Annotated in this window: 30 protein-coding genes and 1 pseudogene; 16 read left to right on the top strand and 15 right to left on the bottom strand. The window is 53.8% G+C overall.

Annotated elements, in window-relative coordinates; translation table 11 throughout:
- Complete coding sequence (locus AC2T28_RS17735) at positions 1 to 1,425, bottom strand: aminotransferase class V-fold PLP-dependent enzyme (RefSeq protein ID WP_486749976.1); 1,425 nt, start codon at positions 1,423 to 1,425, stop codon at positions 1 to 3.
- A 105-nt stretch (positions 1,426 to 1,530) separates the two neighbouring features.
- Between AC2T28_RS17735 and AC2T28_RS17740 the strand changes: the two genes are divergently transcribed.
- Positions 1,531 to 1,992: an Lrp/AsnC family transcriptional regulator gene (locus AC2T28_RS17740; protein WP_486749977.1), complete on the top strand. Its 462-nt coding sequence runs from the start codon at positions 1,531 to 1,533 to the stop codon at positions 1,990 to 1,992.
- Positions 1,993 to 2,010: 18 nt separating this feature from the next.
- Here AC2T28_RS17740 and AC2T28_RS17745 read toward each other — a convergent pair whose 3' ends face one another.
- The 7 genes from AC2T28_RS17745 to AC2T28_RS17775 all read right to left on the bottom strand — a co-directional run bounded on the left by AC2T28_RS17745 (position 2,011) and on the right by AC2T28_RS17775 (position 7,977).
- The gene (locus AC2T28_RS17745) at positions 2,011 to 2,544 is read right to left on the bottom strand and encodes a PA14 domain-containing protein (protein WP_486750009.1); all 534 of its coding nucleotides are present in this window, start codon (positions 2,542 to 2,544) and stop codon (positions 2,011 to 2,013) included.
- Between the two features lie 137 nt (positions 2,545 to 2,681).
- Positions 2,682 to 3,545 (bottom strand): glycosyltransferase family 2 protein, encoded by an 864-nt coding sequence (locus AC2T28_RS17750; RefSeq protein ID WP_486749978.1) that lies wholly within the window; start codon positions 3,543 to 3,545, stop codon positions 2,682 to 2,684.
- 49 nt (positions 3,546 to 3,594) lie between these two features.
- The gene (locus tag AC2T28_RS17755; protein WP_486749979.1) at positions 3,595 to 4,365 is read right to left on the bottom strand and encodes a hypothetical protein; all 771 of its coding nucleotides are present in this window, start codon (positions 4,363 to 4,365) and stop codon (positions 3,595 to 3,597) included.
- A complete protein-coding gene (locus AC2T28_RS17760) occupies positions 4,362 to 4,826 on the bottom strand; it encodes a dTDP-4-dehydrorhamnose 3,5-epimerase family protein (protein WP_486749980.1) in 465 nt (154 codons plus the stop codon). Before AC2T28_RS17760 ends, AC2T28_RS17755 begins: the two co-directional genes overlap by 4 nt.
- Before the next feature lie 172 nt (positions 4,827 to 4,998).
- Positions 4,999 to 5,619, bottom strand: a complete 621-nt coding sequence (gene rpsD, locus AC2T28_RS17765) for a 30S ribosomal protein S4 (RefSeq protein ID WP_486749981.1) — start codon at positions 5,617 to 5,619, stop codon at positions 4,999 to 5,001.
- Between the two features lie 206 nt (positions 5,620 to 5,825).
- Positions 5,826 to 6,887 (bottom strand): Hint domain-containing protein, encoded by a 1,062-nt coding sequence (locus tag AC2T28_RS17770; RefSeq protein WP_486749982.1) that lies wholly within the window; start codon positions 6,885 to 6,887, stop codon positions 5,826 to 5,828.
- Between the two features lie 100 nt (positions 6,888 to 6,987).
- Positions 6,988 to 7,977 carry a lipid A-modifier LpxR family protein gene (locus tag AC2T28_RS17775; protein WP_486749983.1) on the bottom strand — a complete coding sequence of 330 codons (990 nt, stop codon included), beginning with the start codon at positions 7,975 to 7,977 and terminating at the stop codon, positions 6,988 to 6,990.
- 363 nt (positions 7,978 to 8,340) lie between these two features.
- Here AC2T28_RS17775 and AC2T28_RS17780 point away from each other — a divergent pair, with 363 nt between their 5' ends.
- Positions 8,341 to 9,408 (top strand): helix-turn-helix domain-containing protein, encoded by a 1,068-nt coding sequence (locus tag AC2T28_RS17780; protein ID WP_486749984.1) that lies wholly within the window; start codon positions 8,341 to 8,343, stop codon positions 9,406 to 9,408.
- 385 nt (positions 9,409 to 9,793) lie between these two features.
- Here the strand turns inward: AC2T28_RS17780 and AC2T28_RS17785 are convergent.
- A pseudogene (locus tag AC2T28_RS17785) lies at positions 9,794 to 10,432 on the bottom strand (LysR substrate-binding domain-containing protein); the annotation flags it as partial.
- 74 nt (positions 10,433 to 10,506) lie between these two features.
- Here AC2T28_RS17785 and AC2T28_RS17790 point away from each other — a divergent pair.
- Positions 10,507 to 11,208, top strand: coding sequence for a LysR substrate-binding domain-containing protein (locus AC2T28_RS17790; RefSeq protein WP_486749985.1), 702 nt, complete (start codon positions 10,507 to 10,509; stop codon positions 11,206 to 11,208).
- 155 nt (positions 11,209 to 11,363) lie between these two features.
- Here AC2T28_RS17790 and AC2T28_RS17795 read toward each other — a convergent pair whose 3' ends face one another.
- Positions 11,364 to 11,807 (bottom strand): pseudoazurin, encoded by a 444-nt coding sequence (locus AC2T28_RS17795; protein WP_486749986.1) that lies wholly within the window; start codon positions 11,805 to 11,807, stop codon positions 11,364 to 11,366.
- A gap of 173 nt (positions 11,808 to 11,980) precedes the next feature.
- Between AC2T28_RS17795 and AC2T28_RS17800 the strand changes: the two genes are divergently transcribed.
- The 10 genes from AC2T28_RS17800 (at position 11,981) to ccoS (ending at position 17,800) form a co-directional block, all read left to right on the top strand.
- Positions 11,981 to 12,451, top strand: a complete 471-nt coding sequence (locus AC2T28_RS17800; protein WP_486749987.1) for a hypothetical protein — start codon at positions 11,981 to 11,983, stop codon at positions 12,449 to 12,451.
- Between the two features lies 1 nt (position 12,452).
- The gene (locus AC2T28_RS17805; protein ID WP_486749988.1) at positions 12,453 to 12,860 is read left to right on the top strand and encodes a group III truncated hemoglobin; all 408 of its coding nucleotides are present in this window, start codon (positions 12,453 to 12,455) and stop codon (positions 12,858 to 12,860) included.
- Positions 12,861 to 12,920: 60 nt separating this feature from the next.
- Positions 12,921 to 13,691 carry a DUF2189 domain-containing protein gene (locus tag AC2T28_RS17810; protein WP_486749989.1) on the top strand — a complete coding sequence of 257 codons (771 nt, stop codon included), beginning with the start codon at positions 12,921 to 12,923 and terminating at the stop codon, positions 13,689 to 13,691.
- On the top strand, positions 13,684 to 14,004 hold the full coding sequence (locus tag AC2T28_RS17815) for a TehB family protein (protein WP_486749990.1): 321 nt from the start codon (positions 13,684 to 13,686) through the stop codon (positions 14,002 to 14,004). Before AC2T28_RS17810 ends, AC2T28_RS17815 begins: the two co-directional genes overlap by 8 nt.
- On the top strand, positions 14,004 to 15,620 hold the full coding sequence (gene ccoN / locus AC2T28_RS17820) for a cytochrome-c oxidase, cbb3-type subunit I (RefSeq protein WP_486749991.1): 1,617 nt from the start codon (positions 14,004 to 14,006) through the stop codon (positions 15,618 to 15,620). The genes AC2T28_RS17815 and ccoN overlap by 1 nt, the downstream gene beginning before the upstream one ends.
- A gap of 4 nt (positions 15,621 to 15,624) precedes the next feature.
- Positions 15,625 to 16,356 carry a cytochrome-c oxidase, cbb3-type subunit II gene (gene ccoO, locus AC2T28_RS17825; RefSeq protein WP_486749992.1) on the top strand — a complete coding sequence of 244 codons (732 nt, stop codon included), beginning with the start codon at positions 15,625 to 15,627 and terminating at the stop codon, positions 16,354 to 16,356.
- Complete coding sequence (locus AC2T28_RS17830) at positions 16,353 to 16,526, top strand: cbb3-type cytochrome oxidase subunit 3 (protein WP_486749993.1); 174 nt, start codon at positions 16,353 to 16,355, stop codon at positions 16,524 to 16,526. Before ccoO ends, AC2T28_RS17830 begins: the two co-directional genes overlap by 4 nt.
- On the top strand, positions 16,523 to 17,395 hold the full coding sequence (gene ccoP, locus AC2T28_RS17835; protein ID WP_486749994.1) for a cytochrome-c oxidase, cbb3-type subunit III: 873 nt from the start codon (positions 16,523 to 16,525) through the stop codon (positions 17,393 to 17,395). Before AC2T28_RS17830 ends, ccoP begins: the two co-directional genes overlap by 4 nt.
- On the top strand, positions 17,382 to 17,546 hold the full coding sequence (locus tag AC2T28_RS17840) for a hypothetical protein (protein ID WP_486749995.1): 165 nt from the start codon (positions 17,382 to 17,384) through the stop codon (positions 17,544 to 17,546). The genes ccoP and AC2T28_RS17840 overlap by 14 nt, the downstream gene beginning before the upstream one ends.
- A gap of 98 nt (positions 17,547 to 17,644) precedes the next feature.
- Positions 17,645 to 17,800, top strand: a complete 156-nt coding sequence (ccoS, locus tag AC2T28_RS17845; protein WP_486749996.1) for a cbb3-type cytochrome oxidase assembly protein CcoS — start codon at positions 17,645 to 17,647, stop codon at positions 17,798 to 17,800.
- A gap of 20 nt (positions 17,801 to 17,820) precedes the next feature.
- Here ccoS and AC2T28_RS17850 read toward each other — a convergent pair whose 3' ends face one another.
- The 5 genes from AC2T28_RS17850 to AC2T28_RS17870 are packed head-to-tail and all read right to left on the bottom strand — an operon-like array spanning position 17,821 to position 21,701.
- Positions 17,821 to 18,612: a formate/nitrite transporter family protein gene (locus AC2T28_RS17850; protein WP_486749997.1), complete on the bottom strand. Its 792-nt coding sequence runs from the start codon at positions 18,610 to 18,612 to the stop codon at positions 17,821 to 17,823.
- Entirely contained in the window at positions 18,609 to 19,154 is a 546-nt protein-coding gene (locus tag AC2T28_RS17855; RefSeq protein ID WP_486749998.1) for a hypothetical protein, read from the bottom strand. Before AC2T28_RS17855 ends, AC2T28_RS17850 begins: the two co-directional genes overlap by 4 nt.
- On the bottom strand, positions 19,151 to 19,741 hold the full coding sequence (locus AC2T28_RS17860; RefSeq protein WP_486749999.1) for an SCO family protein: 591 nt from the start codon (positions 19,739 to 19,741) through the stop codon (positions 19,151 to 19,153). The genes AC2T28_RS17855 and AC2T28_RS17860 overlap by 4 nt, the downstream gene beginning before the upstream one ends.
- Positions 19,741 to 21,198, bottom strand: a complete 1,458-nt coding sequence (locus AC2T28_RS17865; RefSeq protein ID WP_486750000.1) for a cbb3-type cytochrome c oxidase subunit I — start codon at positions 21,196 to 21,198, stop codon at positions 19,741 to 19,743. The genes AC2T28_RS17860 and AC2T28_RS17865 overlap by 1 nt, the downstream gene beginning before the upstream one ends.
- Positions 21,195 to 21,701, bottom strand: coding sequence for a cupredoxin domain-containing protein (locus tag AC2T28_RS17870; protein ID WP_486750001.1), 507 nt, complete (start codon positions 21,699 to 21,701; stop codon positions 21,195 to 21,197). The genes AC2T28_RS17865 and AC2T28_RS17870 overlap by 4 nt, the downstream gene beginning before the upstream one ends.
- Before the next feature lie 132 nt (positions 21,702 to 21,833).
- Between AC2T28_RS17870 and AC2T28_RS17875 the strand changes: the two genes are divergently transcribed.
- The 3 genes from AC2T28_RS17875 (at position 21,834) to AC2T28_RS17885 (ending at position 26,241) form a co-directional block, all read left to right on the top strand.
- A complete protein-coding gene (locus AC2T28_RS17875; protein WP_486750002.1) occupies positions 21,834 to 22,286 on the top strand; it encodes an RrF2 family transcriptional regulator in 453 nt (150 codons plus the stop codon).
- 618 nt (positions 22,287 to 22,904) lie between these two features.
- Entirely contained in the window at positions 22,905 to 24,701 is a 1,797-nt protein-coding gene (locus tag AC2T28_RS17880) for a flavin monoamine oxidase family protein (protein ID WP_486750003.1), read from the top strand.
- A gap of 295 nt (positions 24,702 to 24,996) precedes the next feature.
- Positions 24,997 to 26,241 (top strand): peroxidase, FMP-type, encoded by a 1,245-nt coding sequence (locus AC2T28_RS17885; RefSeq protein WP_486750004.1) that lies wholly within the window; start codon positions 24,997 to 24,999, stop codon positions 26,239 to 26,241.
- The last annotated feature ends 459 nt before the right edge of the window (positions 26,242 to 26,700 follow it).

Consider the following 26,700-nt stretch of genomic DNA (forward strand, 5'->3'; position numbering starts at 1 on the left):
TTAAGCGGCCTGCGCCTTGAACCGTGCGGTGCTCTGATCCACCGAATAGCGCGAAGTCAGCTCTTCGGCATTGCGGGACAATTCATTGACACTGTCGATGATGTATTGCGCTTTTTCATCGCTCATCAGATACGAGAAGTTGAGACGTACCCAGCCCGGCTTGCGCATTTCCTTGCCCGCCTTAAGGTCGGCAAATAACTCATCCGAGGCCTTGTGATCAATATCCAGCAAGCGATGGGCATATGGGCCTGCGCAGGCGCAGCCTCCGCGCGCCTGGATACCATAGATATCGCTAAGCATACGAGTGAACAGTTGCTGATGCACTGGTGCGCCTGAGTTGCCTGTCACCAGAAATGAGAAAATGGGCAAGCGAGACGCCGTTTCATGACCCAGCAATGTCAAATTCGGATTATCCGCCCAACCTTTACGCGCCATGGCGGCAAAGTGTTCCTCTTTGACCTCAATCTCCTGCTGTCCAACTGCTTCCTTGACCAAGAACACCAATGCAGCACGGATATCGCCCACTACATTCGGGGTTCCGGCCTCTTCGCGGGCTGCCAAATCATCACTGTATTCATGTGACCAAGGCGAAACAAAGCTAACGGTGCCTCCACCGGGCCATGACGGACAGTCACGGCGTACAACGGATTTGTTGACAATCAAGACCCCGGTGGATCCTGGGCCGCCCGGGAACTTGTGTGGAGAGACCACAACAGCATCTTTGCGTTCTGCACCATTCGCCCCCATGTCGATCGACAGATAGGGGCCAGCCCCCGCATAGTCCCAGACAGCCAACGCGTCATGGGCGTGCAATAAGCGGCAAATTGGGTCCGGGTCGGTAATAATACCTGTCACATTGGAAGCCGCCGAAAAGCTCCCGATTTTGAGATCACTGCCCGCGTGATCCTTCAGCGCGTGGTGCAGCGCGTCCAGATCCACCCCACCCTCGGCAGCTTCGGGAATCTCAACCACTTTGGCCTTGCTCTCACGCCACGGCAGGATGTTGGAATGGTGCTCATAAGGGCCGATAAAAACAACCGGCTGATCAGCCTTTTCAATCCCCATCAAACTGACCAGCCGGTTCAAACCCGCGGTGGCGCCTGACCCGGTGAAGATCACCGCGTCATCCTCTGTCGCGCCAACAACACGAGCAATCTCGGACCGGGCTTCACGCCGCATCCGAGTAACATATGACCCACAGTATGAGGCTTCGGTATGAGAGTTTGCATAGAACGGCAGCACCTGTTCGGTGACAAAGTCCTCGACCTGACGCAGCGCACGACCCGAGGCAACGTAGTCAGCATAAACCAGCGGTACATCGCCATTCAGCCCGGGAATCATCACCCCGTCGCCAATCACACCCGTCTGCAGGCTGCCATCTTGGGCTGCGGTTTTGATCGATGATTTAAAGGCTGCGAGGGTCATTTGAAGCGTCTCCTATTCGTTACCAAGAAGAATGAACGAATTTGAGCGCGAAAACCTCACCAAATCTTGGGTAGATTTGGAATTTTTTGTGTCATATGATACGACATGAGCAGAAGTATCGATCAGATAGACCGCGCCATTCTACGAGCACTACAACGGGACGCCAGCCTGTCGCAACGTGACCTCGCCGAATCCGTTGGACTGTCGCAAAATGCCTGTTGGCGCAGATTGAAGGTGCTGAACGAACGCGGATTGCTGATGGGCTCGTCCGCTCGGGTAGACCGCAAACAGCTTGGGCTGGATCTGGTGGTGTTTGTCATGTTGCGCACCCGGCACCATTCAGCCGAGTGGTTGCAGACCTTTCGTCGCCACGTATTGACCATTCCCGAAGTGGTGGATTTCCACCGCATCGGTGGCGACTATGATTATCAGCTAAAGGTCGTGACCGAGGATATGGCCAGTTATGATCGTGTGTATCAACGCCTGATCGACGGCGTCGAGCTAGACAGCGTTACGTCATACTTCGCCATGGAAGCAATTGCCGAAGGCCGCCCGCTGCCTTTGTAGACAGCGAGCCCTGAAAACTTACCGACCAAAGGCTGAGTTTGGCATCCATGTTACCCGGCCGCCTTTCGGACCACTCCGCATGTGCAAGCAGGAGGTTACAAGACGTTGGAAATATAGTATTTTAACCGGATACCAACCAGCCTTGGGGACCTCGACATCAACCGCATAGGTTTCCTGACAGGTTTGGCGTCCATCGAATTTTCCAACCAATTGACCACCAACAACAGCATGAAGCCCGTCGTTGGTCAGGAAATCTATGGTGTATATACCGGGTTTGTCGAACTTCACGTAACCCGAGATATCTGCAACAACCCGCTCTGACCGTTTTGACGTTAGCGCCTTCTCGCCAGCGTTTGTATCGCGATAGTCAAGTCCCGAGAGTGGGCGCCCAGCCTCAACCCGGTACTTGAGCGCACTACGCGCCTGAGCAAGGTTTTTGACATCATTGGGGTAAGCGTAACGCACATTCAGCCCCGCCTGCAGTCCCGAAGGCTGCGGGTTTGCGGGCGTGAGCTTCAATGGCCCGGCAGACAGGGCACTGCCTGCAACCATGGCCAACACTGCAAAGACAGCGGTAATAGCTTTTCTCAATTTGTATACTCCCAAGATGAACTACCCCTTTTAGAGGGCTTTATTAATCTTAAGTTATGATCCAATCGGGAACATTGCCAATCAAATTCTAGCGGGCTTCACTTCAAGCCCGACAATCCGGACAAAAATGAGAAGAGCTTGGACCTGCGCTTCGCACTGGACGGCTGCGACTGCGACTGCGAGACCTGACGCCACCACCGGTCTTCAGTGTGATCTTCAGTTGGGTAGTGGCTCCGGTAGTTAATTGCACGCTGCTGAAACTGCTTGATATCCCTTTCCAACTCGCTTTCGGAAAACGCGTACTTCTTCCCCCACCCCTTTTCCCGATCGATTTTTCCACGCCGGGCATTCGCAGCACTGTGGCGACTGCGGATATAGTTCAAGTCGAGGTATTTGTAGTGCAAGTTCAGCAGTTCGTCCGTCTTGGGATAGACCACCCGACCTGTCGGGTTCGATTGATGGCGCCCAGGAATATAATTCATCTCTTGAATGGCTTCCGGTTTGAACAAGTCAAGTTTGCTCATCATGTGCCAAGGCGCTCCAACAACAAGGTCCCGGCACAAGAAAGCGTCAGAATCTGGGAACGTTTCGGACAACATCTGATAGCCGAGCGCCGGAATGGCGGTAACGCCTGCAGCGGTCTGTTCCTCCAAATATTCGGCAAACCGTGGATGAAACAGATGCTCATCAATATTGGTAACAATCACCCAATCCGCTTCTCCCCGACTTTCATGCCAACCCGTGTTATAAAACTCTTGTGCGCAAGCGACGTAGGACTCCGCATGAATGCGCGGCATGGGCTTAACAACCACATCCGACCGGCGTGCCAAGTATTCAAGAGATCCATCGGTTGATCCGTCATCCCAGATAAAATACTGGTCCACGAAAGCGTCGTAGTGACGAAAGAAATAATCCAACATACGGATCTCGTTCCAGCAGTTGGCATGCAAGTGGATTTTCATTCAGCTCTCCGCCAAGAGAATAATTTAGTTGCGACGCTGACTTGGGGCTCTAACAAACCCGCCTCGCGTCAACTCTGTTGTTTTGGCTAAAATACGCGAATCTGGCCCTCACGGCTTGCACCGCTTCTTGAACGGATCGGATATCAAGGCGGAGGCCCTTCCAGAAACTGCGAGTTAGCAGTGCTCCGCTAGCCCCCAAAGATACCAGCTGAGCCAAAACCACATCGGGGCATACAGGCAACGTAGTGTCGCCCAACCTTGCCACGCCACCAATTCCGTATCGCAAATTTCTTGTGCGGGCCGCGACCGCAATTTCCGTAAGCAGTGAGTGCTGCAGCAACGCCAAAGGTTGCGAGATCTTCATATCGCGACCAAGATCGTTCAGTCCCACATGGAACTCTTCTATACCTAGATCTGGAAACCGGGAAATCAGTGGAACCGCATCCAGCCGCTCGACCAATGGTACGATCTTCGTACGTCCCTTAACGATTTCAGAAAAGTCTTCCAACTCGGCCCAGGTTTTGAAGTTGGGTAACATCAATACTTCGACGCCTGCATCCAAAGCGGCTTCAACTTCGCCCACGCTGCCGCTGTGCAACGCATTGGTTCGCATGAACAATTCGGCGTGACCCGCCCTATCACGCAGCTTGGGCAATGCGTTCAACTGATGGGGCGAAATCCATGACCCCCACCCCCGTTGTCTTTCAGCTTTGCCAATACGTTCAATGTCAATGCCAATCCGATCAACTCCAGCCCCGTCAGCCACTGCAGCCTTCTCGGGGTCGTCAGTCCAAGCCCAAAGCGTCAACTCACCTCTCATAGCCAGTTCACACCAAAATGTAGATCGTCAAAAACCCGCTTCTCTTCATCCGGTTCTTGGTGGTTAAAGGCCTGACTGTTTTGCTGAATACAAACGGCAGGAACATCGCCGATAGGTGTGAACCCGTGCCATACCATCGCGGGAACGCAGACCAGAACCGGCTCATCAGCACGCAGGTGAATGTCCATCTTGGCACCATAGGTGTCACTGCCCGGACGTTCATCCACAAGCACCAGTCGCAACTGCCCTGAAATCACTGAAATTTGGTCTACTTGTGATCTGTGCCGAAACCAGGCTCGGACAACGCCAGGGTTGGTTTCAACCACATGCACCTGACCAAACCCAGGAAAATCGGGATCATCCTCTCGCACGAACTCACGTACTACACCCCGGTCACTCGCAATCATGCGTAACTCCCGGACTACCACCCCGGAAATCGCTATCTGCGCCCCATTACCCATCAGCAAATACTCGATTCAGTCAATTTCGCAGCGACGGATAACACTCATATCCAGTACAGGCACCCCTATCTTGTTCTGAAACTCAACTTTCCCCTGATCGAATTTGCATGATCCAAAACGTAAGAAGGGCCGCCCAATGGCGACCCTTCGAAAATCTCTGGTATGGCGATGATTAGTTCTTCGCGTAGAATTCCACCACCAGGTTTGGCTCCATGACAACTGGGTATGGAACATCGCCCAGACCAGGTGTGCGCACGAAAGTGGCAGTCATTTTGGAGTGGTCAGTTTCGATGTAATCAGGAACATCGCGCTCGGCCAGAGTGGTTGCTTCGATCAGAACCGCAAGCTGCTTGGACTTGTCACGCACTTCAATCACGTCACCTTCTTTAACACGATAAGAAGGGATGTTGACGCGCTTGCCGTTAACCAGGACGTGGCCGTGGTTGACGAACTGACGTGCAGCAAAAACTGTTGCAACGAACTTGGCGCGGTAAACAACTGCGTCCAGGCGGCGCTCCAGCAGACCGATCAGGTTTTCACCGGTATCGCCTTTAACACGCTCAGCTTCGCCGTAGATGCGACGGAACTGCTTTTCGGTCAGATCGCCGTAGTAGCCCTTGAGCTTCTGCTTGGCGCGCAGCTGGATACCGAAGTCGGAAATCTTGCCCTTACGGCGCTGACCGTGCTGGCCGGGGCCATATTCACGACGATTTACTGGAGACTTTGGACGTCCCCAGATGTTTTCGCCCATGCGGCGGTCAATCTTGTATTTGGCAGCTGTACGTTTAGTCACGGCTGATATCCTTCGTTTAAATCGCGGCCCGGAATGGACCGCTATGAAGGGCGTTGTCCTCTTGCTCGACATCCTAGGATCCCGGCATGACAGGAATCCCCTTGCGGGGTCCACCAACACCAATAGAGCGGCGCTTATATTGGGATGGGGCGCAGAGTCAACACTGCGCCCCATCCTATTTTGCGAGGTAGGAGTAATTCTTTGTTTTAAGCAGCTTCGTGCGCCAAAATGGCCGCTTCCGAAGCGCTTAGATTGCGGCGGGCATAGCCACCATAAGACAGTGGGTCCCGCTCGAGCCCAGGTAAGAGCTGCAACAGGCGAACCCGGTCCTGATCATCCAGGGCCGACAATGCAGCGTTAGCAGGATGAAAACTCTCGGTTTCAACGCCATTGGCCCAAAGTACCTGATGGTCGCTGAGCAACAGGTGAACATAGGTCACCTCGCGCACAGCCAAATCAGTGATAATGGTTGAACCGTTGACCAGATCCCGCGCAGCGACCAGCACCTCGGGGGTGTTGAACAAAGCCTGCGCCGTGGCACCTCGGACAAGCATCCGATGTTCAGGCGACACCAACAGCTCCTCTTCGGGGCGGTCAATGCCCAGGGCTCCGGCTTTGATTCGCACCGGGCGCAGTTTTGGCATAACAAACAGGCGGGCACCGCTCATCCGGCGGGCACCGATCCACAGCACCTCTTGCGCACCGTTGTCACGAGTTTGCACCCAATCGCCTTCGCGCAGGCTTTCCACCAACCGCGGCCCTTCGGGGGTGGCAATGCGTGTGCCCGGCGTGAAACAGATAACACCGCCATCCGAGGGCTGGTCCGGTGCAGTAATGGTTCCCAACGAATGGTGCACCACCCAAAGATCCGTATTCCGGGGCGGCAATTCGTCCACGAACATCAACAGGGGACGCTGTCCGGGACCCACTTCGATCAAGGTGACTGTGTAACTTTGCACCCCATTGGTGACAACAAAACTGCTGTCTAGCAGCGGATCATCCACCTCGACCGAATCGATATCGGTCCGGTGCTGCACCGCCGCGCCCACCAAACGCCGCACGGATCGTGCAGCCCGGCGCCGAATGTCAGCCTCACCGTGTGCCATATCCAGTCGCAACAGCTCTGATGGTCCATCCACGCGCACGGCTTCGCCATGCCAGGACCATGCTGCGCCCACATCAAGGGCGTCAATTGGGGCGGTCGAAAGACCGTCCACATCTGTTTGTGACCAGGAGATGACAAACGTGCCTTTAAAGCCCGTTTTCATTTGCCTGTATGCCTGCTCTTTATTTTTTTATTAACGATTCGTTAACACAGGCAGCCGCATCGGCAAAGATTAAAGTTTAACAGACCGTTGCAGCGTGTTCTTAAAACCTCAACTTTAACCGGATGGATCCCGTCAGCTGACCTTCACTCTGGCCGACAAATTCCTTACCCAGATAAGTTACACCATAAAACGCGGATGCATTCTCGCCCTGCCAATGCACACCAGCCCGTGCTCGATCGCGGCGACTGGTCAGCTCATATCCTCGCTCTTCGGGTAGATAGACCGAGTCGGCAACATAGGCCACATCGCCACCCAAGGTGAAACTGAAGCCCGGAGCCGAATCATAAACCGCTCGATACCGCTGCCCTGTCACAGATTCGCGAACCAGGAGTTCTCTTTGACCGATACTACCAAAATTGAAGTCAGCACCGACCCTCACCAAGGTCTCATCTCCGGCACGCGCCTCGGCAAAGGGCCGCAGAGAAACCGAATGGCCCAGATCAATCACCTGTCCTGCTTCAGCAACCAGTGCTGGTCTGATTTTATTGGGGATCTGCATTGCCAACATCGCTTCTGACGGCCGTGGAGCGCCAAACCAGTCATGTAGGGTGTCTTGCAGGCTGTCCAATTGGGTCTGCGGCCCAATCACCACAAGGTCAGCCCCCAGCGCATACTCGGCGTTGCCACGTTGCATGTGGCTGTGCACACCAAACGACAATGCGCCAGCCCAAGGACGATCACTGGGATCAGCCGAGGTCAGGTCCTCAGGTGCAATGATCTGCCCTTGAATGCGAAGCTCGAATAGCTCGCCAAACCGCGCAGGCGCTGCGCCATCCCATGAATAACCGTAAACCCGCGACGTCGTGATTGAACCGGTGCGCCAGCGATCCTTACCGTCACCAATCAAATCATTGGTGACCAGACGGCCATAGCCAATGCGCTTGCGCCCAGCACCATCAAAAGGCGACGGGGCCCTTGAATGCTCAGTGTCAGCCTGAGGCACACTGTTATTCGCAGCATCTGCAAACGCAATTCCGGGGGCCAACAGCACACCGGCCAAAGCCACCACAAACTTAGAAAGCATAGTCATATTCCTGCTCAGTCCCCTCTTGGGGTTTTGTTAACCTAGGTAAACAGTCACCACCTTTTGGGCTAGTGCAATAGAGCAACAAACCAGCTGAATGCTGTGATGCACGATCTTGAATTCGCCCAACTTTCGTCACAATTTCAGTTCGCTGAGCTAAGTCTCAGTGGCTGTTCTCCAATTAGCAATTCCAACCAAAACGGGCGACCGAGCTTTCAATACATTTACGCAAACCGGTAGGAGGAGACACATCCACAATGCGCCATTTTTCAGAATCGGCGCATCATTTTCAGAAATCGACGCGCGGAACGGGGGCCGTGTCCCTATAAAGACCCCAATCCAATGCTTGAGGGAAAGAATAGGCCGATAATGATTTACCTCGATCTTGCGCTGCGCGGCGGTGCCATTACGATCATGCTGTTGCTCGCTTTATTGCTTTGGCGCGCGCCCATCAGTTTGGAAGGACGCTTGTCAGTCGCGGCGTTGGCCCTGACTGAAGCCGCGTTTTTGATTATCACGGCAGGTCTGCCTCTCGACCTTCACCCAGCTTTGCTTTCAAATCTCACGCTTATCGCCAGCCTCACCCCTGCTGCGATTACCTGGTTGATTGTGACCATATTTCTTGACACCCCCGGTCAACGTTGGCCCTGGCTAGCAGTGGCGCTCGCTGCCTCAGTTGCGCTGTATACCCATGAGACCTTTCCTGACCTTATCTCTGTTTGTTTGCCAATGTCCGTGGTCCTTTATGGCGGCCTTCTCGTGCTCTCGCTCAGGTCTACCCGTGATGATTTGGTGGAATGCCGTTGCCGAGCGCGCCCCTGGTTCGCTGCTGCTATCGCCGGCCTCGCCTTGTTTCTGACTGCAGGTCAGGCTACCGGCTTGCTACAAGAGGACAGCTTATTGCTGGCTCTTTCGCAGGCTGTTGGCACCCTTGTGGTTTCCCTCGCATTTGCGGTGTGGATGTTGCGCCCCGACGCAAACCGCTGGCCCGGTGAACGGCCCTTGGAAACAGACACCCGTTTGCCGGTCCAAAATGAAAGTGCTGACCCAGCCCTGATCGCAAACATCCAATCCGCAATGTCCGCAGGCATCTGGCGAGAAGAAGGGCTGACCATCGGCGCGCTGGCAAGAAAACTCACCGTGCCCGAGCACCGTTTGCGGCGCGCGATCAACCAAGGGCTAGGGTTTCGCAACTTCTCAAGTTTCATCAATCGGGCGCGGATCGAAGCGGCCTGTGCCGCTTTGTCAGATCCTGACCAGATGAACGCTACAGTTCTGGAAATCGCATATGAGGTGGGCTTTGCCTCGGTGGGGCCGTTTAATCGGGCCTTTCGCGCAGAAATCGGGTGCAGCCCAACAGAATACCGCCACCGCGCGCAGTCCAATACATTCACCGATCCTGGAAAATCATCGCCAATTGCTAAAAACCTGCACTGATTTCCAAATTCGGCGCGCATGGATGCGCTAGGCCTAGCAAGCATGGGTATCAATTCCACCAAACGGAGATACCCAATGCGCGCCCTCATTCTCACCGTGCTGATAGTTTTTGCCAACGCCACGCAGGTCCCGGCTCAATCAATGCCGACAATGCCACCTTCCACTTTCCCCGAAACCGAATCCTTTTGTGGCCCGCTTAAGCTTTGCCCGACAGCTACTTTACCCAAGCATGACGACTAGACCGTGTGTCCACTCAAACCGCATAGGCTAATACGCCCTTTGCGTTGAATGGTACTTGGTGCGTCTTTGTTCAACACGATCTCTGTAACCTCGTCAGAAGTTACAAATCGGGCTTTGCATAGATGAGTGCCCCCAAGTGCTCAGGTCACGAAACAGCAAATTTGTCGGGGCCCAATTCGTAAAAGTACTGGTACAAGATCTCGATGAATGTTCGCACATATTCCGGCTTCTGATCCCCATAGGGGTCGGCGACCATCAGTGTCGTGTGTTTTAACTGATCCGAAATCGGTAGCCGGACCAATGTATCAGTGCCTGGGCTGGTTTCAGAGGGGCGGATATTCAGCATCGACGCACCCAAACCATTGGCCACGGCGGCACGTATGGTTTCATAGGTCCGTGTTCTTAGGCCGATTTCGGGCCGCTGACCAGTGAAGTCAAAAAGCACCAACAAATACGCACGCGTTTCTGGTAGGTCCAAAAGGATATGTGGTTTTTGGGCAAGCTGCTCCATTGATATTGCGGCCAATTCAGCATGAGGGTCTGTCTTACTGAGCAAGGCATGCGCCGGAAGCTGGCAGATTGGTGTGATGCCACTGCCGTAAACTTCGCCAATATCGTAGGTGACAACCAGATCGACATCGCCAGCTGCAAGCCAATGCCGCAACTCACTTTGACCTCCCTTCATCAGCACGACTTCGCAATTTCCATTTTCAGCGACATACCGTTTAAGAACTGACGGGATCAGCAATGCGCCGAGGGGGGAGAAACATCCTACCTTTAGTGTGGGGGACTTATCTTCAGAAACACCTGTTTGAACGTTTGCCCTCTGGCTATCTAATCACGCAAGCGGGTGAGGAAATGAGCCGTTCAGCCGCCAAGATCGAAGCTGAAGTTGATACAATTGGGCGGCAGGTCACAGGGCGGGATACCCAGCTGGACGGTGTTTTAAAGGTCAGCCTTCACAACTCACTCGCAGATAAACTGCTGATGCCACTTTTTGTCGAGTTCCAGCATGCCTATCCAGACATAGAGCTTGAATTCGACATTGATCACTCAATGGCTGACCTGTCACGACGCGAAGCCGATGTTGCAATTCGCATTTCCAATGACCCACCAGATAACTTGGTAGGGCGCAGGGTGGTACGCTATGCAACTTCTACCTACGCGTCGCTAGAGTACCTCGAGCAGACAAGGAACCTTAAGGACCGTGAAGCTCTGACATGGATTGGCTGGTACGATAAGGTTCCTGACCCACAGTGGATCCGTGATAGCCAGTACCCTGACGTTCCGGCCCGCAACAACATTTGCCATCCATTGACACAGCTGGCCGCGGCCAAGGCCGGTATGGGCCTGGCCATGTTGCCGTGTTTTATGGCCGATACAGAGCCAGATTTACGACGAGTTCCCAATGCCATGGTCTATCCCAGTCGCGATGTTTGGGTGCTCACGCATGAAGATCTGCGCCACACCGCTCGTGTTCGTCATTTCACCGATTTTATGGTCAAGGGAATATTGGCCAAGAAAGATCTGCTCGAGGGCAAGTGTCCTCATCGCCCGTAGTCAAAAACATGTTGAGCCCCCGCCCAATGAAGTGATTCACCTGAACCTGTCGCGGTTTGATACTGCTACTTTGATAGCATTCATTACAACAAACGAGTCGGACTATGGAGCTGAAACAAACACCGGGGAAGGCATAGCCTTCCCCGGTGGTGACTTTATTCAAAACCCAGGGCTGTAAGCTGACCTTCAAATCGTTTCATAGCCTTTTTGGGAACACGTCCCTCGAAGAAAGCTTCCGGGATTTCTGACACCTCACCAACGGCGATCGTCATGACCATGCCCATACCGTAGTGGGGTTTGCATTTGACGCCGTAGACGCCAGCCTTCTCGAAAACCACTTCGATCTCCTCATTTACCTTACCGGCGAAGCCTACCGCGAATTCAGGAAGCATTGTGGCAACAGTTTCCGCGTTGTGCCCCTTATCGACAGCAATGAATTTCACGCTGTCCCCGGGCTCAATTCTCAAGGAATCCGGCACAAAGGCCATCCTTCCCGATTCGGCTTTGTTGACCATCTGAACTTCGTATGTTTCAGCAAATGCCCCCGAGGCAACAAGCACCACGGCAGCAACAAAACTTGGGGTTTTGAAAGTAATCATCAGAGGTGTCCCTGTCATTTCACACGGTAAACTCTCTAACTTTTTAAATACGCATTTACAATACTAGTTTATTGAACTACTCAAGTCCATGCCAAGCTGCGCACCTGCAACATCACGGCCAATCTGGTGCGCGTGTTGGAACAAGCGGCACTGGAAACCAAGGAACACGTACAATGAAGCGATTTCAGAACATGGCCACTGCATGCATATACGTCTGGGTAGGCGTATCACTCGCGGGAAATCTCGTTGCAGCGCCGGCCAAGTTTCAAGTGACCTCACTTACAACTGCAGAACTGCTTCTGGTGGGGCGCGTGCAGTTCGAGTGGATCGGCAGTGTCGAATATGTGCTGCTTTCACTGACCCTGGCCTGCCTGTGCTTTGCACGCAGCCAGCCACACTGGTCCCTGCTGACGGCGATCTTCTTCTTCCTGCTTCAACAACTCCAATTGCAGCCCCTATTACAGGAACGCAGCGACATCATCATCGCCGGGGCACAGGCGCCTGCAAACCGCCTGCACATCATCTTCGTGGCGGCAGAACTTCTTAAGTGGGGGTTGTTGCTTATCGCTGCACAAAAAGTCTCTGTCCCCCAAAAAATCACAACAACACCAAATGGGAAAACCTTAGTGAAAGGCGCCCTCTGAAATGCAAAAGTTCGACATAACCGCCACCCAGATCGATACAGTCGTGATGACGTTCTACGCTCGAATTCGCCGAGATGAGACACTCGGGCCGATCTTTTTTAGCGCCCTTGGAACAGGCGTAGAAGCGTGGCGCGATCATGAGGCAAACATCACCGCGTTTTGGTGCAATGCCCTTGGTATGGGGCAAGGTTTTAGTGGCAACCCAATGCGGACCCACCTTGCCAACCCCGATGTACGCCCCGAGGATTTTGTGCGCTGGCTCATGCTGTTTCGCAAAACCTGCGAAGACGTTTTACCACCAGATCCTGCCAGGAACTTGGCCGCATTTGCCGATCGTATTGGCAGCAGCCTGTCGATGGGTCTGCGGCAGATACGAGCGAAACGTGGCGCAGTGCCTGAGCTGAATTAAGTTGTCAAAAAAGATGGTTTTCAGATGCGCTTTCGCATCTGGGCGAAAAGGATCTAACCCATGAGTGAAACCTTGAAGGCAAATCGCTACAGGAAGGCGCGCATCGCCGAACAAAAACCAATTGAACTGGTACGTATCTGGCTCGCTGCGGGCTTTGCAGACTTTCGAAATCACAACACCAAATCAATATCTTACGGAATAGGTCTGGTAGCCACCGGCTGGTTCACCATCGTAGCGATGTGGCATCTGGAGATGACATGGATGCTCTTACCCACCGTGTCTGGCGCAATGTTGTTCGGCCCTTTGGCCACCGTTGGCCTATACCGAATAAGCCGCCGCTCCCTTGGCAAGGGCGGTGGGGGCGTTGCGGCCCCAGGGCAGATCACTCTGGTCAGCGTTGTGATGATGGTACTTTTCCTGTCCTGGATACGCACAGCAACCCTGCTGTTCGCCGTCTTTTACGGATTGCGGCCTTTCGGCGGATTTTTCGAAACCTTGGCAACACTATTCACGACCCCATCGGGGATTGCGTTGTTCCTCATCGGCTCTGCCACTGGCGGGCTGTTTGCGGCGCTCGGTTTTGCTATTTCGGTGTTCTCCTTCCCAATTCTGGTTGATCGCAACATAGACGGGTTCTCGGCCATGGGGCTGAGTTTCAATGCAACCACCGCCAACTTCCGCTTGATGGTCCTTTGGGCCGCTTGCGTCACAGCGCTGGTGTTCATCGGTGTAGTTACAGGTCTTCTTGCCCTGATCGTCATCTTCCCAATTCTCGGCTTTGCCACATGGCATGCCTATGCCGACCTCTTTCAGGAGAGTTCCAATGACTGAAGTCTTCCCTCCAAATGCAGTGAAGTACTCTGAATCACCGCTCTTCACACAAGAGACTTTACCCGCCTCGCTGCGTCGCCAGCACCAGACAAAATCCGGGGTCTGGGGCAAGATCGTCGTGCAGGAAGGCACCCTTCTTTATCTGCGTGACGAACACCCGGCTCTTTATCTGCGTGACGAACACCCGGCGCAGCGTGTTACAGCTCAAGACACAGCAATAATCTGGCCCGAAGAGCCGCATTATGTGCGCCCTGTCGATGCTGTGAAATTCAAAGTGGAATTCTATCGCCTTCGCCAACCGGAGGCCAAGTAATGTCGCGCAGTTATGAACTCATTCTCTCCCTTATCGCCACCCTTGCGGTGCTGGTGCTTGGGATTGCCATTTTGGGATTTGCCCGAGACATAGGGTTTGCAATGCATGGCTGGTTGATTGCAGCGGTGGCAGGCTGGGGGACTTTCTATTTGGTTGGGAAACTCAGCGATGAACCCGCTGAAATCCCGCTGGAGTACAAAGATGACGTTATCAAATGGGGAGTGTTGGCCTGCTTTGGCTGGGGGGTGCTTGGCTTCACCATCGGAGACCTTCTCGCATGGCAACTCGCGATTCCATCGCTAAACGGCGATATGTGGGGCACCAACTTTGGGCGCATCCGGCCTATCCATACAACTGCTGTGATTTTTGGCTTTGGCGGCAATGCCCTGATGGCAACGTCTTTTTATGTGGTGCAGCGAACTTCGCGGGCACGGCTATGTTCTGAAACCCTGCCCTGGCTGGTGTTTGGCGGCTATAACCTGTTTGTCGTTCTAGCAGTGACCGGCTACCCGATGGGCATCACCCAATCCAAGGAGTACGCCGAACCAGAATGGTACGCTGACCTGATCCTACTGGTAACCTGGGTCGCCTACCTGTTGCTTTACATGCGCACCCTAGCCCGCCGGGCCGAGCCCCATATCTATGTCGCCAACTGGTATTATCTGGGGTTCATCGTGGTGATCGCGATGTTGCACGTGGTCAACAACCTCGCCGTCCCGATCTCGTTGCGTTACGCCAAAAGCTATCCACTGTTTTCCGGCGTGCAGGATGCCATGACGCAATGGTGGTACGGCCATAATGCGGTGGGGTTCCTGCTGACTGCCGGTTTTCTTGGCATGATGTACTACTTCTTGCCCAAAGCCGCGGGACGCCCAATTTACAGCTATCGCCTTTCGATCCTGGGCTTCTGGGGGATCACCTTTCTCTACCTTTGGGCAGGATCACACCACCTGCACTACACTGCCCTACCCGACTGGGTTCAATACCTAGGCATGACCATGTCGATCATCCTGCTGGTGCCCAGTTGGGGGTCCGTTTTCAATGGGCTGCTCACCCTGAATGGCGCCTGGGACAAGGTTCGCACTGATCCCGCTATCCGTTTCATGATGGTGGCGATGTTGTTTTACGGGCTGGCCACATTCGAAGGCTCCTTTATGGCGATCCGCCCTGTGAACACCCTGAGCCACTATACCGACTGGACTGTGGGACACGTCCACGCCGGAGCCCTTGGATGGGTCGCTTTCATCACCTTTGGCGCGATGTATAAAATGGTGCCGTGGATCTGGAAACGCGAGGGAACCTATTCGCTCCGTCTTGAAGCCTGGCACTTTTGGCTCGCCCTGACTGGAACGCTGATCTACGTCGGCGCCATGTGGAACAGCGGCATCACGCAATCGCTGATGTGGCAAACCTACGAACCCAACGGGGCCTTCAGCTTCTCTTTTATCGACACTGTGGACGCGATGATCCCCTACTACTGGGCGCGCGCCATTGGCGGGGCCTTCTACCTCGCAGGTGCTTTGGTCGGTTCCTACAACATCTACATGACTGTACGCGGCGCAAGACTGCCCCAAGAAGATGCTTCGCAACGTCCGCTCGCGGCACAGGTGGAATAAGACAATGGACACAAAACACGCAAAACTTGAACGCAACGGAATGGCTTTTGCGACTGCCATCCTCTTTGTCGCCTCTCTCGGTGGAATCTTTGAAATCGCACCGCTGTTCACCATCGAAAACACAGTAGAAAAAGTGGAGGGCATGCGCCCTTACACTCCGCTGGAACTGGCAGGGTTCGACATCTATGTGCGCGAGGGCTGTTATGCCTGCCACAGTCAGATGATCCGCACCTTACGCTCGGATGTGGACCGATACGGGCACTACAGTCTGGCTGCGGAATCCATGTATGACCATCCCCATCAATGGGGGTCAAAACGTACCGGACCGGATCTGGCACGGATTGGTGGCAAATACTCAGACGATTGGCACGTCGCCCATCTCAGCCGACCACGAGACGTGGTTCCGGGCTCGGTCATGCCTGGGTATTGGTTCCTGTCCGAAACCAGCCTGGACATCCAACGTTTGCCTGCATCCCTGAAGGCCCTATCCCACGCGGGGGTCCCATACAGCACCGATCAGATTGCAAACGCCGAGCGGGACGCCACGTTCCAGGCGGATCAAGATGCCGATTACGAAGACGATCTGATCGCGCGCTATGGCGATAAAGTGCAGGTGCGTGATTTTGATGGCAACCCTGACCGGTTGACCGAAATGGACGCGCTTGTCGCCTATCTGCAGGTGCTTGGCACTCTTGCCGACGTAGATTCACTTAGCGAGGAGGATCTGGAACAATGAACCCCGAAACTCTTCATGACACCGTCCTTGTTTTCTCCAAAACCTGGGGCGCGCTCTACCTGCTCGTGGTCTTTTTTCTGGCCGCCCTGTGGACCTACTGGCCCAGTCGCCGTGGGATCTATGACTCCGCCGCCCAACAACCGCTTGAGGATGAGGAAATCCAGAAATGACCCCGGAACTCGATGAAATTAGCGGTGAAATGACCACCGGCCACGAGTGGAATGGTATTACCGAACTCAACACCCCGCCGCCCAAGGTGTTTGGTATTTGGATGTGGAGCTCTATCGCGATCTGTGTGGTGTTCTGGATCCTCTACCCTGCCTGGCCCTATGTAAAAGACTACACACCCGGCATCCTTGGCTATTCTTCCCGACAAGCCGTCGCCGAAGCCGTTGCTCAAGGCACAGAAACCCGCGCCCAGGCCTTTGCCAAGTTCGGAACAGAGGACGTCAGCGATCTTGCTCAGGATCCAACATTGCAAGCGGAGTTTGCCCCAGCAATTGGCGCACTTTACAAAGACAAATGCGCAGCCTGCCATGGGCGGGATCTACAAGGACAGAGAGGGTTTCCCAATCTGACCGATGGTCACTGGCTCTGGTCAGGAGCCCCTGATGAAATCGAATGGACCCTGACCGTTGGCATCAACGCTGATCATGACGAAACCCGTTATGCCGAAATGCCCGCCTTTGGTCGTGACGAAATGCTGGAACGGAGCGAAATCAAGGACATCACCGATTATGTGCTGCAACTTTCAGGGCAAACGCCCATGCCGGAAGCCGCAGAACGGGGACAACCCCTGTTTGCAGAAAACTGTGCAAGTTGCCACGGCGATGACGGTGCTGGTGGTCTAGAGACTGGCGCACCCAGCTTAGTCGACGAGACCTGGATCTACGGTGGTTCGCGACACGACATCTTGGAAACGCTTGAAACCGGTCGCGTCGGTGTCATGCCTTCTTGGCAGGGCAAACTGTCCGAGACCGAGATTAAAATGCTGACCCTCTATGTCTTATGGTCGGGAGAAACCAATGGCCCAGAGTGATCGTGAAAAGACATCACAGCGGCTGTTTCTTACGCTGATCCTTGGATTGCTCGTGTCTTATGGAGTGATCAAATCACGCCATATCGCACTGGCGATGCAGGCTTATCAGGGACAGCCGTTAACAATTGAAACAAAAGGGGCGGCCAAATGAGGCCGCCTTTTCAATTTGGCTGAGCTGAAGGTTGGGGCACAGCGTCTCCCAAGGATCGGATGCCCTTACCTAAAGGCCGCAGCAATTAAGGAAGCCCAATGAACGCAGTTCTTTATCTCATCCCGATTTCCATCGGCCTAGCAGTACTGGCTTTGCTGGGGTTTTATTGGTCACTCAAGACCCAACAATATGATGACCCCGAAGGAGATGCCGTCAGGATCCTTGCCGATGAAGACACCCCCCTCTCGCGCTGAGAGGGGGGTATCTTGGTTCATTAGCTGGTTTGAGCGACATATCTGGGGCGGCCTGCCGCCAACCAATAGCCAACGCCCATGATACCTGCCCCAGCAACGGCATTCCCGGCTGTTACATATGCCAGATTACGCAGGGCAGCAGCCAAGCTGATGCTGTCGGGATGATCCGACAACAAGGCGACGGAAAAAATGGTCATATTGGCCACCGAATGCTCAAACCCGGCTGCGATGAAAGCATAGAGACAGAACCAGATCAGGGCGATTTTTGCCATATCGTTCTGGCTGCGCGAGCTTGTCCAAATGGCAAGGCAGACCAACCAGTTGCACAGGATACCGTTCAAGAACAAGCTTAGCTCGCCGCCGTTCATTTTCTTTGCGGCGACCTTGTAAAGCAGGCTGTTCATCTCCGTTTCTAGCACTAGACCGCCACCTCCAGAAACGAACAGAACAGCCAAGAAACCAGCCCCTATCAAATTGCCTGTCCAACTGGTGAGCCAACATCCCGCAAGGTCCTTTATCCCCGTACGTCCTGTCAGCAACCCCAAGGTCATATACATCGTGTGACCGGTAAACAGCTCTGACCCTGCATAGATCACCAGCACCAGCGCAATGCCAAAGCTTGCGCCCATCACTATGGGACGGATGCTAGGGTCAACGCCCTGCCCCACCGAGAATATCAGAAGAACACCAAGCCCAACATAGGCCCCAGCCATCATCGCCAAGGTGAAAAATCCAAGCCTGTCGCGTTTGAGGTGGCTTCGTTTGGCAACAGCAGTTTCAGCGAAAGTGTTGACGGATTCCGTGAAGTTCATGGTGTTGATCTTTCGTGAAGAGGAGCAATGCCCCCAGCAAACAGTGGAACGATCCAAAGAAGGATCAAAGCGATGGCGACATAGGTAAAACCTTTGCCCAGACGCACTTGGTCAACCTCCAGATAGGAATTGCACAGACGAACAGGGGCGTGTGTGTACAGAAAGGCCAGAAACAGCAGCATCGAAATGCACTGTGCTTTTAGGAACCCGCGCAAAATGGGCCCCATGACTGGCCAGGCCAAGCCAATTGGAAGGCCGACACAGAGAGGTAAGGTGGCAAATTTCGCTACCAGCCAATACTGATCGGTCAAGGCGGCATCAACCGATCGGGGCAGCATCCAAATCGCACCTGCAACAACCGCAATCACCAATGCCGATCCGACCACATCGCGAGGAAGAGACACCTCCTTTGCAAGAAACCCACCCGCCAGGATCAGCGCAGGAAACTGGAGCAAGACATGGATAACCGGGTCGGCTTCGACAAAACGCTGAAGAGACAGTGCCAAAGCAAAGAAGCCCAAAGGCGGCAATGCACGGATCATAACGATGCCTCCAACGCAGATTGGATCTGGGCAAAGGCACGCGTGTCATAGGCGCCCGCAAACTTTCCTTCTGCGTTGATCAGCAACACCGCCAGATTATGCGTATAGCCGCCCCAACCGTCAGGAATGACGGTCACTCGAAAAATGTCCAGAAGTTCCTGCACCGCAGAGACATCTGGCCGGGCAATGGTCCAAGGATGACCGCTGGCTGAATGGGCCTCACCATATGTTTGGAGCATTTCCAACGTATCGATTTCCGGATCAAAACTGATCGAATACATCGGCACTGAAATCCCCTGCTCCGACAAGTGATCCCGCAACTCTGCAAAATCACCACCCGAAGTTTGGCAAATGGTGGGACAGGATGTGTAGATGAACTCGACCAGCATCGGAGTATTGCGCCCAGACAGGGAATGCCAATCACCCCGCATGGTTTCTAGGGCAACTGCGGGCACGGGCACCGGGCGTTTGGTGATTTGCACCCGCCGCGCGCCTTCAGCTGTGACGGCCCTAAACCCATCAGTCGCCGTCCAGAGGGTGGCGCAGCCCAAAAGGGCCGCACCGATGGTAAACAACAGCTGTCGCATCAGGATTTCCTCAGCAGACCGGCCACGTAACGCAGCACCAGCAAGGCCGTTGCCAGAACAACCACAAGCGCAAACAGGCTCGCCAGCTGGCTTTGCAATTGCCAGGCCTCAAGATGAACGGCCCAGCGGCGTGGGATCGAGCTTGCCCCGGACCACAGGAAAATCAGAGTAAACCCAAAACCACCTGTTACATAGGCGTGGAAGGCAAACCTCTCTAATGCGGTCATGCCCTTAGCCGCCTTGTCACGCACCAACCAAGCAGCAAAACCAAAGGCCATCGCAACTTCACCCAGCAACAGATAGGTGTGGAAATGCCCCGGCACCCATTGTGTGTTGTGCATCAGCTTGTTGACCGAAACCATGCCATCGATCATCGCAGGGATCACCCCAAGCCCCCAACCAACGGTGCCCAACACCAGCAGGCTGACAGGCAGGTCCCATTTCATTTTGGACCCTTTGATGTAGACCAAAAGCGAGAACACGGTCACGCCCATCAACGGCACCCCCGAGGCGTAGGAAACGATTTGTCCCATCACCAAGGCCCAAGTCGGCATGTTCACATCCTGCAAAAGATGGTGGAAGTAAACTGCCTGCACAAAGATCACCACGGCCGCCCATCCGCCAATGAACAAGCGCGAACTTTTCCAAGGGCGGCCAGTGTAGTCCGGCACAACTTCATAGACGGCAGTGATTGCCATATAGATCGTGGCATTGATGAAAACATGGCCAAAGAAGTAGATCGCATTCTTGGCCATCAGCGGGTCGACATCAAAGCTGGGCCACAACAGGTTCACAATGCTTGCCGCCAGGACCGCAGCACCAAATACGATCCCAATGGTATTGAAGACCATCACACTTGCAGCAGCAACCACAGTAGGCGGCGGTACATCGTCTGCATTATTGGCAAACAGATAACGCCACCCCAAAGCCCCCAGCAAACCATTGTACTTGCGAATGACCTTTAGGCCGATTTCTAGATAGTACAGTAGAAAACCAACGCCGATCAGGACATAGCCCAGGCAAAAGACAACAGCCGCGCTTGCTTCCCATAATCCACCCGAGATTGCCGGCAGAGGATAAAGGAAGGTCCACAGCCCACCGTAGCCACCAACAAAAATCGACCCAAGTATCAGGACGACACCTGCCAGAAACAGCCCCAAGAAGCTCAGATAGATTGCTCCATTCAGCTGGACGTGACGGGACAAGAAGTACCACATGATCGCGGCACCAGACAAAGCGGCAGAGCCAACCATCCCGGCACCATGCGCAGTCAGAAGCTGGTAGAAAATTTCCGGATCAAGGTCGATCAATCCGCCCTGCGCGACGCGCATGATCAGACCAAAAACCATCATCACAAGGAAAACAACACCGCCCAACAACATGGTCAATTTGATAACGGCGTCGTTGCTTACAGTGGGCGCGGCCACTTCCGGGTTTGTCGAATATGGGGCGCTCATCCGATGTCTTCCAAAACGTCAAATTCATAGGTCATGTCGTGGTGGGCGATACCGCAGAACTCCATGCAGAGGATCTGATAGGTGCCCGGTGTATCGAAAACATGCACAAGTTTGTTGGTGTAACTTGGCATCGCCTGAACCTGTGCCACCAGGTTCATGTTCGGATCATATATCCCCAACCCATGGTTCACGTCTTCCGTGGTGACCCGAAATTCGATCTCTTTGCCCATTGGAATTTCGGTGGTGTCGGTCTCCCACCACCACTGGCCGCTGGTGATATTGACCACCAAAGTTTCGGAACTGGCAGTCTGGTGCGGGCCCTCACGCAACGAGCCGACAGACACGATGATGCCTAGAAAGATCATACTCCAGATGAATTTAGCGCGTGTTTGATTGATAGAAACAGGCGCGGGCGGACCGTTGGTTGCGCTGACGGCCCGCCAGATCACGGCAGCGGTTACCGCCATCAGAGCCAGCGTTACAAGGAGAATCGTGGTTTGCATTTCGGGGCCTTTCTCTTCCGTTGCCCCGTGTGCATAATAATACGCATTCCGCATGTCAATTTAAACTGGCATTTTGTTTACCGATTTAAATTTGCCATTGGGATACCTATTCGAGAGTGCTACAGAGATACTATGCAGCTTTCTAAATTTACTGACTATGCCCTTCGGATTTTGATCCACCTAGCCGCTTCGCCAGATCGGTTACTGACCACGCGACAGATCGCCGAACTGCACGATGTGAAATACAATCACCTTGCCAAGGTCACTGCCTGGACCGTGCAAGAAGGCTACACCGTCTCCAGCCGAGGGCGCGGTGGCGGTTTGAAACTTGCCGTCCAACCCGACCAGATCAACCTTGGCCACGTACTGCGGCGCCTTGAGGCAGACAAACACATGGTCGAGTGCATGAACCCCGATGGCGCTGGAACTTGCCGTTTTTCCCCCGCATGTGGCCTCTCCTTCGCACTGCAGGAAGCCCAAGAGGCCTTTTATGTAGCGATGGACAGGTACACGGTTGCCGATCTGACAAGCCTATCACCTGGGATGGATCGACTGCTGAAATCAATCACGGAAGAGTTTGATTAGCCAAAGCCTGAAACTAAGATCACTCATGGCAGAGCCCCTCCAGCGTCTCCGTACTGCATCAGCTATTCCTTTCTGCAAAACGTGGACAGCCGGTCAATCCTTTAGCTCCAAATTGATGTGAAAGACGTTCTCTCGTAGGCCTCTGAAAGATCTGAAAGTAAAAGCAGCGCAGTAGACATCCTGCGCTGTTTTGTTGTCTTTCTCATCTTCCACTCCTTGGTGGCTACGATGAGCCAACAACACTCTCACATCAAATACCGCTATTTTGACCCGTAAGTGCTCACGTCAGACGCAAACCTAAAGGTGTAGTGAGATCATGGCAATACCGCATTGATTGCATTTCTGCCGAAACTAATTAGTGTGAAGGAAGGGGGGCAGCAAAACTGGCGATTCCAACTATTCATGGGAACCTTTGAGTTAGACAACTTCGCAAAGTGAGACCTTTTCATTGGCGATCACGCGCGACCATCGCGTCCAGATCTTGGGGGACATGATCGTGCGGATGCTTTGTGAAGAAACCAAAAGCCTCACCTATGGCGATTACACCATTGATCTAAACAAATTCGCAGTCGACTGGCCGGCGACCAGCTAATCCTCTTATCAAAAGGACTTTTCATAATGGGACAAACGTATTCGATTTTTGGCGCAGGCCCCGGCGGGCTTTATACGGCGTGGCGACTGTTGTCATCGGGCAAGCTGCAGGTTGGTGACACGCTCAATTTGTACGAGTGGGGAACCTATGATTTTACCGGCAAGGGCAAAGGCCGCCAACCCGCCGGGCGTATCTGTTCACACCATTACCTCGATGAGGACAGCGCCACGTATATAGAGATTGGCGGGATGCGGTTTATCGAGTGGAACGGCGAGAACACGACCTCTGCAAAGGGCCACCGGCTGGTCACAAAAACTGTTGACGAGGTCGGCTTAGGCCCGGATGTCGTGAACTTTCTGACGGTCGACAATCCGTTGTATTACCTGCGCGGCCAGCACTTCTATCAGAATGAACTTAAAGCCAACGGCGGCGAAGTTACGGCGCCTTATAACACACCCGGTGTAAACGAAGCGTCCCCTGACGTTTTGTATTCCAACATTTCAGATCTTATCACGGGCGACGCCAAGCTTGATGACCGCACAGAGCAATGCCAGTTCTACGCCTCTGGAACGCTGCCAAGTACGTTTAACAGCTTCGTTTACAATCCAGGCGATGTGGCCAGCAATGTCGGCTATTGGAACGTGTTCTATGATCAAGCAGGTAACGAGGGGTTCAGCTATGCGGCAGACGGCGGCGGATATAGCTCAAACGTAATCAACTGGAACGCCGCTAATGCCGCTGTTTATAACGGCGAATTCGCTCCAGGGGGGGCGTTCAAGACGATCGACGGCGGGTATTCACGGCTGTTTGTTGAGCTATATGCGAAAGCTTGCGAGGCGGCTGCCAGCTCTGGTGCAAAATTCAATTTGCATCAAGGCGAACGCCTGCATTCGATATGGACCGAAGGCGATGCAATAAAGTTCAAACTGGCCACTGCCGAGGACCCGTTTGCGCCGTCTCCGGCAGAGGCCATGGAAACAGACGTTGCAGTCTTGGCAATCCCTCCGAATGCTGTCGATATCGTTGCCCAGGCCACGCGGTTCGAAAATGTGCCCGGCCGCACTGACTTCTTAAACAATGCGCAAGTGGCCAATTATCTTGGCTCGGTGATCGAACAGCCGTCCTATAAGATCGCAATGTTCTTTGAAGAACCGTGGTGGGAAAACACAACATATCCGCCCAGACTAGAGGCGACATTGGATGGTGTGAAAACCACAACAAACGTCTTTGGTCCCACGATCACGGATCTCCCCCTGCGTCAGGTTTACTATTTCGGTGACAATGCGTTGCCCAACGAAAACGGGAACGCGATTTACGGATTGTTAGCTTCATATGACGACATGCGTTACGTCACCTTCTGGCGTGGGCTGGAGCTTGCAGTGGATGAACGCCGCGACCAGGCCATACAGCGCGACCTTCAGCCGCTTGAGGGTGGCCGTGAAGGGTCAGCTCAGATGGAACAGATGCTACGTTTGGAACTCGCCAAGCTCCATTATGGCGATGCCGACTCCGCCACTAAAATCCCGATGCCCAAGTCCACTGTGTTCATGGATTGGGGGCTCAACCCGTTTGGGGCCGGTTACCACGCCTGGGCGGCGAATTACGACATCGCCGATGTGATGGAGAACATTCGCGCGCCTGCTGAATTGGCCGGAGTGGCTGGTGCCAAAGTCTATCTGATCGGGTCAGCGTTTTCTAATGACCAAGCTTGGGTCGAAGGAGCATTTTGTACCGCGGAATCGGTTCTTGTCGACTTTCTGCATCTGGATCCGCTGATAGACTTGAGTGTTTATCCGCCGATCTGTGGCGCTCGCTGCCGATAGGTGCGGATGTCAGGAGTATGGGAGGGAGATATCGGAAAATCAGAGGTGGACTGACCATGGCCCGGGCTTACTCCTAGCGAAAAATGATGACGCAGGTGGTGACACTTCAGTGCCACCTACCTATCACGGTGCGTTGCGTTTGTGAGGAGGCACAATCGCGTTGGTCGCACAGACAAAATTTTTGAACCAAACCAATTGTTGGGCGCTGATCGGAGCGCCCGTTCGTCACCGATCACCTTAGACGGGCCGTGTTCTACGACCGGCAAGGTGTCGGCCTGCAAAGGAGAAGAATTTTATGACTCAACAATCTTCCGTGAGACCCTATCCGGAGTGGAATGAAGGACTTCCCAGCGGGCCGCAATTCGGCATCTTATCAAAACTCAACGGCACCTGGGTTAACTGGAAAGGCGGTCGAACGGGGCTCCACACCACTCCCATGCCATCGCCCGGCACGTCCTCAGAGACGGTTTTTGGTGTCTTCCATTTTAAATCCCAAGAGTACACCGAGCAGCTCAAGTTCACGCAAGTCAATGCACCGGTGCGCAACCGCGCTGGATCCAACGAGCAGTTCAACGGAGCTGTCAAATATCAAACGGCGATTATCGACAACGACAACGCCCTCCAGCACTTCGAAGACGGCATGTATCTTTGGTTGGGTGACAATCAAATGCCACCGGATCCAACAAGCCCCTACCAAAATCCGCAAAATTTGTTCCAGCACACATCGGATGCGGAGTCTGTTAAGACAGACGGTGCAGAGCCTGTGTTGGGGGTGGGGCAACTTGGCCCCCAATTTGTGCCGCCTCATACGATCTCGCGTGCGGGCGTGATTCCACACGGCACAACCATCCATTTAACAGGCAATGTGACACAACCTGGCGTGATGAACCAAGCGCCCGCCATTGCTGATCTGTGGGAACAACAATATTTGGCTGTGTCTCCGACTATGGGTATCAACCCCCAAAGAGACCTCATTGCCGGTTCGCGCGCCAAACCAGATTGGACAAAGCTTCCTCGCGAAAAGCAAGTCCCGGGGGGCCTCAACAGCGGGCGGGCTTATTTCCAAAAGGTTTTTAACTACGACCAATTTGGTGCGAAGTTCCCCTACACCGTTCAACCAAACCTGACACTGATTGACGCCAATACGGGACTGACGTTTAAGAGGTACGACTTGATCGAGTTGGACTCGCAACACGACACGGGTGTTCAAGGAGCGACTATCAATAATGTGATGATCGAGCGCTACTGCAGGGTTGTTCGGATGCGCTTTCGTATGTGGCTGGAGGAAATCGTCGACGAAGAGAGCGGAGACATCATCGACCAGTTACAATACGAGCAGATCGTGGACTTCGAGTTCATGTTTGGATCCAATGGCGGGACGACACGATGGCCTCACATCCAAGTCAACACGTTGCGTCGAGAGAAAGATATTCCACCAGAAAAGCGCCTGCCGCCGATCTCTTTGCCAACAGAGGCCACTGAAGAAACTGCCGAAGGCCTCGAGCCTGTCACCGCCACAATGAGGCATACCCGCGATTGAAGTGGGTGTCCCCCCGTACGTGCATTTAGTAGTGTCCGCCTTAGGCGGGCACTCAACGCAGCAAACTAGTGACCCAGAGAATTGATGGATAGGCCCGCATAATCATAGTGTTCCTTTGTGCGACTGTGTTTGGCGATTTCGGGATTAAACGTTCAATTTCAAAATTAGACCGAAAAATTTTGAATCGCGTTTGCGCGTCCAAAACGAACAACAAGCGTAGCAACCGATAACTGAGAATTCGGAAAAATTCGTCTCTACCTTCATGAGTGCGTCGGCAAAGTTTTTGGTTCCAAAGGCCGTCAAGACAACGAGAGAGTTTGGGTCATTTGATTGGCTTGATTGTGCAGCTGCCATGGATCGACAGCCTGTGTCTGGACCTGTCGCTATTTGATGCCGCCCCTTTGATAGCATTTATTGCAACAAAGGAGATGAACTATGGGACAGAAACGGACGGACGAA

The sequence above is a fragment of the Parasedimentitalea nitratireducens genome (assembly GCF_057444295.1).